Below are 514 nucleotides of genomic sequence, written 5' to 3' on the forward strand. Positions count from 1 at the left end.
GGTCGTGGACGGTGTTTTGAAGATGCCTTTCACTCTAAACGCAGCGCCAGAGACATCCCCATTGATATCTGAAAGCGTCAGAATGACTTTTGAACCGACCCGTAGCTTTAATCTTTTCGCCGTCTTTTGCGATACAAGAATTGGATTCCGGCCCTCTTCATCCAACCAATAACCATCGATGATATGCTCAGAAAGCGGCGTTATCTTCTGCTCTTGTTCAAGATGAATACCATTAATACGAATACCGCGAGAACTTCGAGCAGAAGCTATCATGCCATCGGCGAGAAACCGCTCCGATACGGCTTTCACGCTTTGATGCTTGTCTAACGTTGTCACGATGCTTTGCGAGTCAGGTATGATGTCTTTCAGTTCAGGATTAACGAGATACGCACTTTGATGAATCTGCAAATGGCTGGTTTGCCAAGCAATCGCATTTTTGATCATGCTGTCTACTAAACCATTCATAAATCCGATCATGGCGACAACACCCATCAAACCAAACACCATCGCGCCA

At 45.7% G+C, this 514-nt stretch carries 1 protein-coding gene; it reads right to left on the reverse strand.

The genetic code is table 11. The annotated features are described in order from the left end of the window. On the reverse strand, window positions 1–514 hold a 514-nt coding region (locus R7Z47_RS26925; protein WP_318131036.1), incomplete at both ends, for an ABC transporter permease.

This window comes from Vibrio sp. 1641 (assembly GCF_033339995.1).
In the GTDB taxonomy this organism is placed as follows: Bacteria; Pseudomonadota; Gammaproteobacteria; order Enterobacterales; family Vibrionaceae; genus Vibrio; species Vibrio alginolyticus.